Raw genomic sequence first — 9,803 nt, forward strand, 5'->3', positions numbered from 1 at the left:
GATGGGCCGCAAAGCGGCCCCAGGTTTTCGGCGTTGTTGCGAATATTGCTGGGGCCGCCTTGCGGCCCATCGCGACACAAGGCCGCTCCTACAACGACTGCGATAGGGCTGGAAAATCTACCTGCAAACGGATCCTGCACATGGCTGTCCCCTCCTCTGCTCCCCCGCTGTTTCCGCGCCAGCTGGCCATCGCCCTGCTGGCCCTGCTTGCCTGCTCATTCGCCGGTAACCATATCGCCGCACGCATCGCCTTCGATGACGGCACCGGTGTGCTGCTGGCCATACTCTGCCGTTCCGGCATTACCTTCCTGGTGCTGGCCGGCGTGCTGCTGTGGCAACGTCAGGCGCTGGCGCTGCCCGCTGGCACCCGCCGCTGGCAACTGCTGCTTGGCCTGCTGATCGCCACCCAGAGCCTGTGCCTGTATTCGGCGGTGGCGCGCATCCCGGTGGCCCTGGCCTTGCTGGTGGGCAATACCTTCCCGATGCTGCTGGCGCTGCTGACCTGGGCGCTGGGCGGTGCGCGCCCCACTGGCCGCACCGTGCTGTTCATGGGCTTGATCCTATGCGGCCTGGTGCTGGCGCTGGATGTGCCGGCACGCCTGGCCGACAGCGGTGCGGGCAACCCGCACTGGGCGCTGGGGGTCAGCCTGGCCTTCGGCGCCGCTTGTGCCTTTGCTTGCGCGTTGTGGATCACCGACCACAAGCTGGCTAGCGTGCGGGGCCCGGTGCGCAGCCTGCTGACCCTGCTGATCGTGTTCTCCAGCATGCTGCTCGCGGGCGCCAGCGGGGTGATGCCGGCCGGTTTGTCGCTGCCGGGCAGCAGCAGTGGCTGGGTGGCGCTGGCCAGCCTGGTACTGCTGTATGGGCTGGCGTTTAGCTTGCTGTTCGTCTGCGTGCCCAGGCTGAACATGGCGCAAAACGCCCCGGTGATGAACGTCGAACCCATCGCCACTTTACTGCTGGGTTGGGCCCTGCTCGACCAGCAACTGGGCCCGCTGCAATTGCTCGGCGGCGCCGTAGTGGTATGCGGCATCGTGCTGCTGACTTACCGGCGGGCCAATTGATCGCTCTGCTCGAGAGGAACCTTGCATGGCTGTGACCACACTGCACCTGCAGGACCGCCTGACCCGCCTGAGCCTGGCGCCGGAATTGGGCGCCAGCCTGGTCAACTGGCAGGTCAAGGCAACGGGGCAGGCGCTGCTGCGCCATACCGACGCGGCTGCCTTGGCCAGCGCCGCGCCCAGGCGGCTGGCTTGCTACCCACTGGCGCCTTGGTCCAATCGGGTTGCCGAGGCTGGTTATGCCCGGCCGCAGGGCTGGCAGGCATTGGCGCCGAATACCGAGCACGACCCGTATCCCATTCATGGCAGCGCCTGGCAGCAGGCCTGGCACGTGGCGCATCACAGCCAACGGCGCGCACGGCTGACGCTGGACAGTGCCGAACCCTTCGCCTACCAGGCCACGCTGGATATACACCTGCATGAAGGCTGCCTGACCCTGGACCTGCATGTGACGCACCGGGATGATTCGGCCAACTGGTATGGGTTGGGCCTGCACCCTTATTTTCCGCGCTACCCGGATACCAGGCTGTCTGCGCCCGCGCGCCAGGTGTGGCTGGCCGAGGCTGGGCGCTTGCCGTCGTATCAGGCCACGGTGCCCGAGCCGTGGCGGTTCGAAGCACTGGGCCACCTGCCCGAGACGCTGGTCGACCACGCCTTCAGTGGCTGGCCGGGGCACTGTGTGATCGAACAGCCAGGGGCAGGCTACCGGCTGGCCTGTCGCGCCAGCGGGGCGGAGCACTTCTTGCTGTTCTGCCCGCCGGGGCAAGGCTTCTTCTGCTTCGAGCCGGTCAGCCACCCGGTCAACGCCCATCACCTGCCCGGCCGGCCGGGGCTGAGGCTGTTGCAACAGGGTGACACGATGAGCCTGGGGTTCAGCATGCAGTACCAAGCGTTGTAACGCGTTGTGGGCGCTACATGCTCACTCCAGTTGCTGGTCCCGCAGCGCCTGCGCCAGCATGTCGATGAAGGTTCTGACCTTGGCCGACCCGTACTTGCTCTCGCGGTGCAGTATGTGAATCGGCCAGGGTGCTTCCTCATACTCGGCCAGAATCACCTGCAACTGCCCGCTCGCCAGTTCATCAGCCACCTGGTATGACAATAAACGGGCAATCCCCAGGCCACCGCAGGCCGCAGCGATAGCCCCATCATTGCTGGTCACCGTCAGCCTCGGTTTCATGCGCACCAAAGTCGGCTCATCGGTCACGCCAAAGCGCCAGCCGGCTCGGGGGGACAGGTTGGTGGTACCGATCACCGCATGCCCGGCCAGGTCCGAGGGGTGCCTGGGCACACCGTGGCGCGCCAGGTAGTCGGGCGCAGCGCACAACATGCGCCGGACCTGACCGACCCGCAGGGCCTTCAACCCGGAGTCGGGCAACGGGCCGATGCGCACGGCCACATCCATGCCTTCCTCGACCAGGTTCACCACGCGGTCGAGAAAGTAGGCGGCCACGTCGACTTGCGGATACTGCTGCAGGTAGCGAACGATGCTGGGCATGACGAACTTCCTGCCGAACAGGATCGGTGCAGTCACCGCCAGGTCGCCCTTGGGTGTGGCATTGATGCCGGCCGCCGCTTCGTTGGCCTCGTGAATGCTGGCCAGGATATGCCGGGTGTCCTCCAGGTAGCGGCCGCCTGCCTCGGTCAGGCGCACGCTGCGGGTGGTACGCAGTAGCAGCTTGACCCCCAGCTGCTCCTCCAGGGCGCTGACGGCACGGGTGACGGCGGCCGGGGAGATGGCCAGGCGGCGGGCAGCAGCGGCGAAGCTTTCCAGCTCACCTACGGCGACGAATACCTTCATCAGGTGGATCTGGTCCATGCGAGCTCCTGGGGGCATGAGGTGCCGGGATTATTGTTCATCTGGGTATTTTCTGCTGCCTGCGAAGAGGCGGGGCTGGTGTATCAGATGTCCAGCACCAGGGCCTGCACGCCCTCCTGCACCTGCGCCGGCACGGCACAACAGATCAACACCGATCCCGCCTCCGGTAGCTCTGCCGGTGGATTCGGGTAATGCACCTGGCCACTCACCAGTCTGGTCTTGCAGGTACCACACGAGCCACCCCGGCAACTGAACTCCGGCGCCAGCCCGCGCGCCTCGGCCAGCTCCAGCAAGGTACCGCCGCCGGGTGCCCAGCGCGCCTCCTTGGCCGACGCCGAAAAGTACACCGGTACTGGCTCGCTGGCAGCGGGTGGCTGCTGCAAGGCGGGCTGGTCGGCGTGCGTGTGCCGGCGCAACGTCGACGGCCCAAACGCTTCTGCGTGAATCCGCGCATCCGGCACATGCACGCCGCGCAACCCTTCATACAAGTCCTGGGTAAAACTGCCCGGTCCGCACAGGTAGAACTCGTAGTCGTCCAGTGCCAGCGTCGCCTTGACCTGCCCGATGCCCAGGCGCCCGGCAAACTCGTAATCCCGCCCAAGCAGCGCATGGCTTTCCGGCTGGCTCAGGGCGCGATGAATGTGCAGCAAGCCCTCGGCCCGTTGCTGCAAACTCGCCAGCTCCTGCCTGAACGGCAGGTCGGCCAGGCTACGCGCCCCCTGGAACACGTGGATGGCCCGAGCCTGCCCTTGGCTCAATTGCTCACGCAGCATGGCCAGCAACGGCGTAATGCCTACGCCGGCGCCAATCAACACCAGCGGCCGCGTGCTCTGCACGTCGAGCGTGAAACTGCCCATGGGTGGGCGAACGTCAAGCACATCGCCTGGCGCGATGCGCGCATGCAAGTGGCGGGAAACCGGGCCCTGGGCTTTGACGCTGATGCGCCAATAGCCGTCGGAAGGTGCGCTGGACAAGCTGTAGGTGCGGATAAGCGGCGCCTCATCGTCGCGCTTGACCTGCACCGGTACATGTTGCCCGGGTGCAAACACCACAGCACTATCGCTGGGCGGCTGGAGGTAGAACGAACGGATATCGCGGCTCTCCTGCTCTACCCGCAGCACCCGCCAGGCTTGCCATTGGTGCTGCTGCTGACGTTGCTGCAAACGCGCATCGGCCTCGGCCCAGGTGCCGGTCATCAGGCTGGTGGGGGCGTACTCCTTGAACGCCCAGCGCAGGGAAACCGCAGCCGGCCGCCACACCACCTGGTCGACCTCCAGCGTCCACAGCCGCTCTGCACCTTCGAACGCCTGGATGGCCGGGCTTTCCAGCAGCACCTCGGCACGCCCGCACACCTGCAGCACGTTGCCGTTGCTGAAGTCGATGAACAACAAACCTGCCCTCGGGTTGACCAACAAGTTGCCCAAGGTGTTGAAGTGCAGGTTACCGGCGTAGTCGGGAATGGTCAGCGTATTGCCTTGGACCCTGACGAATCCTGGCCGACCGCCACGGTGGGACACATCCACCGAACGCTGGCCGTTGTCATGCTCGACATAGCTGGCGACGAAGAAGGTGTCGGCAGACTGGATCATACTGACGGTCGTGGCATCCAGGGCCGTCGCATCGATGCGCCCCTGGGCCGGTTCGGCGACGCGCGTGTAATCGCGCAACTGGATGTATTGCGGGCAGTTGCCGAACGACTGCTCTACCGTCACCTGCAATTGCCCTGCAACCGCCTTGCGAATCTGCCCGTTGAGGCGGTTGCGCCGGCGGGTGTGCAGTTCGATGCCCAGCAGGCCGATTGCCTGCCCGGCGACCAAGCCCGGGGTCGCCGGGTCATCGGCCGCTAGCCTGGCGTCAATCGTCAACTGGCGTGGGTCGGGCGAACTGACGAAACCTTCCGGCCCTTCCAGCAGCGTCGCCCAGGGCCGCCCCTGAGCGTCTACGCTGGCCGCCACCATGAACGGCAACTGATGGTAGAACGTGCGGTGCTGGTCGGGCATGTAGTCACGAATGACCTTTTGCCCGAACGCCTCCATGCGCTCTGCTACACCGACCTTTTCCTGCAGGGTTTTCTCGCCCGCATGCCAAGGCGAGGGGCGGTGATCGGGGGACTGTTGCATGGTGGCGTTCCTCGCAGGGGCATCAGGCGCTGGTCTGCAGCCCGATGACGGTGCGGGGCATCGGTACGAAGCCCGGCAATGCCTCGATCCGCGCCAGCCAGCTACGTACGTTGGCATACGGCTCCAGCGACACGTTGCCCTCCGGTGCGTGGGCGATGTAGGAGTAGTTGGCGACGTCGGCGATGGTCGGCGTGTCGCCTGCCAGGAACGGCGACTTGGCCAGTTCGGCATCAATCACCTTGAGCAGGGTGTGCGCCCGGGTAATCACTTCGTCAGTGTTGAACGAAGCGCCGAACACGGTCACCAGGCGTGCAGCGGCCGGGCCAAAGGCCAGAGGGCCTGCAGCGACCGACAGCCAGCGTTGTACACGGGCGGCAGCGGCTGGCGCTTCGGGTAGCCAGGTACCGTTGTCATATTTTTTGGCGAGGTAAACGAGGATTGCGTTGGAGTCTGCGATCACCGTGCCGTTGTCATCGATGACCGGTACCTGGCCGAACGGGTTGAGGGCCAGGAAGTCCGGCTGCTTGTGCGCACCTTTGGCCAGGTCCACGAACACCAGCTCGGTAGGCAGGTTGAGCAGCGAAAGCATCAGCTCGATGCGGTGGGCGTGGCCGGACTTGGGGAAGTTGTAGAGCTTGATCGGGTTCGACATGGGCTTGGCTCCTGGTCAGCACCGGATTGGGCTGATGGAGCACATGCTGCACTGATTCGGCTGGCAGCAGAATCAGTGCGCGGGGGAAACCATAATTTCGCCAGATGGAATAATAAACCGCCCCATGACAAAAAACAGTCTGCGTTGTTCGGGTGCTTGCCGACGGATCCGCAGTGCGGCCCCAGCAAGTACCGCAGCAACCGAGCCCGTGTGCCTCAGTGCAGCTCTTTGAAGTAGCGGAACAAACCACGCGCGGCTTCGATCACCTTCGGCACACAGGCCTGGATCTCCGCTTCGCTCATCTGGTCCAGCAGCTCGAAGTTATCCTCCAGCCCATGCAAAGAGATGGCTTTGAGTAACTGGTCCTGCTCTGGCGGCAAAGCTTCCCAGTTGGCGACCTGGGTAGCGCGCATGTAGCCGAAGCACCATTCTTCAATCACGACCACGGTGCCCTGCTCGTCTTCTGTTTCCTCGAACAGCGGCTCGAACTGATCGATGTGGTCGCCCAACTGTCCGGCGACTTGGTCGGCATAGCGCAGCATCAATGCCACATAGGCTTCTTCATGGGCCGGTTTCTTGAACTTGGGCACCTTGCCACCTGCCACTGCCGGCAGCCAGTGCTCGGGGGTGACCGTGGTCGGCGAGCTAGCCAGCGCGGTGAAAAAGCCATTGAGCTCGGCCAGGTTGAGTACCGAATAGTCGTTGCCGTAGGTGATCAGCAGGTCTTCGAGGCGGTGCAGTTCTTTTTCGCTGAGTGGCGGGAGCATCGGGCAGGGAATCCTTGCTAGCAAAAGTGTGTGCACCCTAGCACAGCAATGCTTGAAGGGTTGCCCGTGCAAGGCACTGCACGGGCAAATTTTCAGGTGGGCAGCCAACCCGGCAACTCATGCTGCCGGTCGGCGCCAATCAGCAGCCACAGCAAGATGCGGCACTTGCGCGGGCAGAGGTGCCCGGCCATGTGCACACCTTTTTTCTGCAAGTCGATCTCGGAGCCGGAAAAACCGTATGTTGCGCGGGCTGTAGCCCCCTCACCTGTACGAGTGGCGACAATGACTGGCAGGGTTGGCGTCATGTGCTCCAGAACATCAGACCAATCGCCGGAAACATGGCCGGCGCCGAACCCGGCGATGACCAGCCCGTCGTAGCGCAATGCGGGCAGAGCCTGCAGCAATACAGTGTCGGCGTCCAGGCACGCTTCCAGCAGGATGACGCGCTGGTCGGTACGCCCCGGCAGCGGGAGTACCTCCCGCCTGTCTGGGGGATGGCGGTACGTTGCAACACCTTCTACAACTTCCCCCACAGGACCGAAACCAGGCGAGTCGAATGCCGCTATCGCCAGGCTGGCTGTCTTGCGAACCTTTGTCGCACGATGGATCTGATCATTCATCACCACCAGCACACCACGCCCACCGCTGCCTCGTGCCAATGCAACCTGGGCCGCAGCCAGAAGGTTGGCCGGGCCATCGTTGCCCGGCTGGCTGGGCGAGCGCATTGCACCGGTCATCACCAAAGGCGCATCGAATGGCCAAAGCAGGTCAAGGAAATAGGCCGTTTCCTCAAGGCTGTCGGTGCCTTGGGTCAGTATCACGGCCCGGGCACCGCCCTCGACTTCGCAGCGAGCCCAGGCCAGCACTTCCAGCAACGCGTTGAAGCTGAGCGATGCACTGGGGACCAGGCTCAATGACGTTACAGTCAACTGCGCCATTTCGCGCAACTGCGGTACCTGAAGCAGTTGCTGCTCACAATCCAGGGTGGGCGTTACGCCACACCCACCCGCTGTAGCCTGCATGCTGACCGTCCCGCCCAAACTGGCGATCGACAGCGTGGGTAGGTCCGAATGCTCAATCATCCTTCTCCCCCCACCAGTAACCCGATCAGCGGTACGATTCCCAACGTGCTGATCGCCATCGACACCACGTTGCCGATGTAGCCATGCACATAACCCGGCAACCGCTGCCTGATCGCCACTGCCAGCGGCGGAGCCACCAGGGCCCCCAGCACTGCACTGGCCACAATGACTTGCCAACTACCGCCATGCGTCAGCACGGCGGCGGGCACGATCGAGACAATCGGAATATAAGTCGGATACCACCCCCGGGCTTGCCACTGGCCGCGCCAGAATACGACCCCGACCAAGGATGCCAAGACCTGTCCGGCCAGTATGTGCAACGCCAACATTGAACCGTATGCAGGTGCTGCCGGGGCCAACAGGTAAGCCAGTAACAAACCCAGTAGGAGACCCAGACTGGCCAGCTCATTGCCAAAGAAGGGGGCTTCACTGAAATCGGCCAGTACACGCCGCAAAGTCCAGATCACACCGTAGGATGGCTGGCTGGCCACAGGCTTCACAACGTCGGGTTCGTGGCTTTGACGGACCCATGACGGGTAGCGCTTGCACAGCAGGAAAGCGGCGGCACTTGCCACGGCCATTCCACCCACGTTGCCGATAACCACAGGCAACTGCAGGGGGTAGCACAGGTAGTTGACCAGCAGCAGACTCGCCGGGGTTACGAGTAATGCCCCCAGCAATGCGCCTGCTATCGCCACACGCCAGCCCGCCCCATACAACAGCACCATGGCTGCCGGCAACGACACGAAGGCCACGAACGTTGGTTGCCAGGTACCACTGGCCAAGGTCCATCCCCACAAGGCATGGCTAAGTAAAAGGCCCATCAGCGAGCTGGTGAACACCCATGGCCACAGTCCGCTTCCATAGCAGATGGCAAAACCCTGCCAGCGGTACCCGCGAAGATGGGCCCAATGTGCCAGACTGGCGCCTAGCAGCAAGCCCAGCGCAGGCAGCTCATGCTTGTAGAATGCGACCTCGCTGATATCGCCCACTATCCAGCGCAAACGACTCAGCGGTTGGTCCAGTGTCGCCGCCAGTTGCCCGTAGTCTGGCCACGGGCCTAACGCAAGACTGGCTGCCAGCAGCATTGCCAGGCAGGTGAAGATCAGCACGGGGGCGTGCTGCCGATTGGGCAGCAGTAATGGCTTCATGTGCGGATCCTCAGCGTGGCATAGGCGCATGCAGGCGGTAGCCAAGCGCAGCATCGTAGAGGTCGGTACGGCGATCACGCTGCAGGTCGTTGAGGCTGTTCCAGATCGGCGCTGAACGCGCGCTGCTGAGGTCGACATCGGCGTAGACAATGCTTTCCTCCTCCGCACTGGCCACAGCACCAATGGGCCAACCGTTGGTTCCGGCAATCAACGAACAACCGAGAAAGCGCCCTCCTCGCTCACTGCCGATACGGTTTGCGGCGGCGATGTAGACATTGTTCACATGCGCGGCTGTCATGGTCAGGTACGACGCCATGCAACGCCCTGTTTCATCAAACAGCGGAGGCGGTGTCCACACCCAATTGTTCAAGCTGCATATGATGTCTGCCCCTTGCGCTGCCATGAGCCTTGGCACTTCAGGGAACCAGATGTCCCAGCAGATCAGCAGGCCAATACGGCCGATTGGCGTCTCGAATACAGGGAAGCCGAGGTCGCCAGGGGTGAACCAGAGCTTTTCCTGGTTCCACAGGTGGGCCTTGCGATAGTGGCCTAGCAGGCCGTCGGGGCCAAACAATACGGCGCTGTCGTAGAGCTTCAGGCCCTCACGCTCGGCGAATCCTGCTGCCAGGTACACCTGATATTCCCTGGCGAAATCAGCCCAGGCTTTCAGGCTGCGGCCCGCCTGCAACGTTTCGGCATGGGCATAGGCCTCGGCACGGGAGTGAAAGGTGTACCCGGTGTTGGCCAGCTCGGGCAGCACGATCAGATTGGCACCTTCACGCACCGCACGCCGGGCCAGTGCCAGGCCTCTGCTCAGGTTGCCATCGCAGTACTCTAGCCCGACTTGTGGGTCGTACTGGATGACAGCGATGCGGACAGGGCTGACGGGGGGGCAATGTTCGGACATGGCGACTTCCTTTTTGTGGTTGTTTTGGAAGGTCGCCAGTAGAGCGGGGTTGGGTTTTGGAGGGACAGTCGGGCGATTCTCAAGCAGTTGAAGGATCTTGGAGAGAATTGAGTGGGAAACGCCCTAGGATAAAGAGCGGGAAGGAGTGATTGCCCACAGCCAGCTGACGCAGGAGCATAAGCTCCCAGCGCCTGCTGGCCCTATGAAGGGCTTGTGGATCTGTTTACACCGCCAGCGCGCGCTCACG

At 63.4% G+C, this 9,803-nt stretch carries 9 protein-coding genes; 2 read left to right on the forward strand and 7 right to left on the reverse strand.

The genetic code is table 11. The features are described 5' to 3' along the window. Positions 1-140: 140 nt before the first annotated feature. Together G1E_RS18995 and G1E_RS19000 are read left to right on the forward strand one after the other, a co-directional pair. Entirely contained in the window at positions 141-1,064 is a 924-nt protein-coding gene (locus G1E_RS18995; RefSeq protein WP_047150013.1) for an EamA family transporter, read from the forward strand. Between the two features lie 25 nt (positions 1,065-1,089). After that, entirely contained in the window at positions 1,090-1,959 is an 870-nt protein-coding gene (locus G1E_RS19000; RefSeq protein ID WP_047150014.1) for an aldose 1-epimerase, read from the forward strand. 21 nt (positions 1,960-1,980) lie between these two features. Here the strand turns inward: G1E_RS19000 and G1E_RS19005 are convergent, their stop codons facing one another. From G1E_RS19005 to G1E_RS19035, 7 genes are all read right to left on the reverse strand, one after another. After that, entirely contained in the window at positions 1,981-2,877 is an 897-nt protein-coding gene (locus G1E_RS19005) for a LysR family transcriptional regulator (RefSeq protein ID WP_009682584.1), read from the reverse strand. Between the two features lie 83 nt (positions 2,878-2,960). Continuing rightward, positions 2,961-4,997, reverse strand: coding sequence for a pyridoxamine 5'-phosphate oxidase family protein (locus tag G1E_RS19010; RefSeq protein WP_009682585.1), 2,037 nt, complete (start codon positions 4,995-4,997; stop codon positions 2,961-2,963). 22 nt (positions 4,998-5,019) lie between these two features. Further along, positions 5,020-5,649, reverse strand: a complete 630-nt coding sequence (locus G1E_RS19015) for a glutathione S-transferase family protein (protein ID WP_047150015.1) — start codon at positions 5,647-5,649, stop codon at positions 5,020-5,022. A gap of 215 nt (positions 5,650-5,864) precedes the next feature. Next, positions 5,865-6,416: a UPF0149 family protein gene (locus tag G1E_RS19020; protein ID WP_009682588.1), complete on the reverse strand. Its 552-nt coding sequence runs from the start codon at positions 6,414-6,416 to the stop codon at positions 5,865-5,867. 92 nt (positions 6,417-6,508) lie between these two features. Continuing rightward, positions 6,509-7,498 carry an asparaginase gene (locus tag G1E_RS19025; protein WP_009682589.1) on the reverse strand — a complete coding sequence of 330 codons (990 nt, stop codon included), beginning with the start codon at positions 7,496-7,498 and terminating at the stop codon, positions 6,509-6,511. Continuing rightward, entirely contained in the window at positions 7,495-8,649 is a 1,155-nt protein-coding gene (locus G1E_RS19030) for a hypothetical protein (protein WP_009682590.1), read from the reverse strand. Before G1E_RS19030 ends, G1E_RS19025 begins: the two co-directional genes overlap by 4 nt. A gap of 10 nt (positions 8,650-8,659) precedes the next feature. Continuing rightward, complete coding sequence (locus G1E_RS19035; protein ID WP_009682591.1) at positions 8,660-9,556, reverse strand: nitrilase family protein; 897 nt, start codon at positions 9,554-9,556, stop codon at positions 8,660-8,662. Between the last annotated feature and the right edge of the window lie 247 nt (positions 9,557-9,803).

This window comes from Pseudomonas sp. TJI-51 (genome assembly GCF_000190455.2).
GTDB lineage: Bacteria > Pseudomonadota > Gammaproteobacteria > Pseudomonadales > Pseudomonadaceae > Aquipseudomonas > Aquipseudomonas juntendi.

What these genes read in the sequence shown, in the direction of transcription:
- G1E_RS18995 (WP_047150013.1), top strand. Translation starts at nt 141, where the DNA reads ATGGCTGTCCCCTCCTCTGCTCCCCCGCTGTTTCCGCGCCAGCTGGCC.
- G1E_RS19000 (WP_047150014.1), top strand. Translation starts at nt 1,090, where the DNA reads ATGGCTGTGACCACACTGCACCTGCAGGACCGCCTGACCCGCCTGAGC.
- G1E_RS19005 (WP_009682584.1), bottom strand. Translation starts at nt 2,877, where the DNA reads ATGGACCAGATCCACCTGATGAAGGTATTCGTCGCCGTAGGTGAGCTG.
- G1E_RS19010 (WP_009682585.1), bottom strand. Translation starts at nt 4,997, where the DNA reads ATGCAACAGTCCCCCGATCACCGCCCCTCGCCTTGGCATGCGGGCGAG.
- G1E_RS19015 (WP_047150015.1), bottom strand. Translation starts at nt 5,649, where the DNA reads ATGTCGAACCCGATCAAGCTCTACAACTTCCCCAAGTCCGGCCACGCC.
- G1E_RS19020 (WP_009682588.1), bottom strand. Translation starts at nt 6,416, where the DNA reads ATGCTCCCGCCACTCAGCGAAAAAGAACTGCACCGCCTCGAAGACCTG.
- G1E_RS19025 (WP_009682589.1), bottom strand. Translation starts at nt 7,498, where the DNA reads ATGATTGAGCATTCGGACCTACCCACGCTGTCGATCGCCAGTTTGGGC.
- G1E_RS19030 (WP_009682590.1), bottom strand. Translation starts at nt 8,649, where the DNA reads ATGAAGCCATTACTGCTGCCCAATCGGCAGCACGCCCCCGTGCTGATC.
- G1E_RS19035 (WP_009682591.1), bottom strand. Translation starts at nt 9,556, where the DNA reads ATGTCCGAACATTGCCCCCCCGTCAGCCCTGTCCGCATCGCTGTCATC.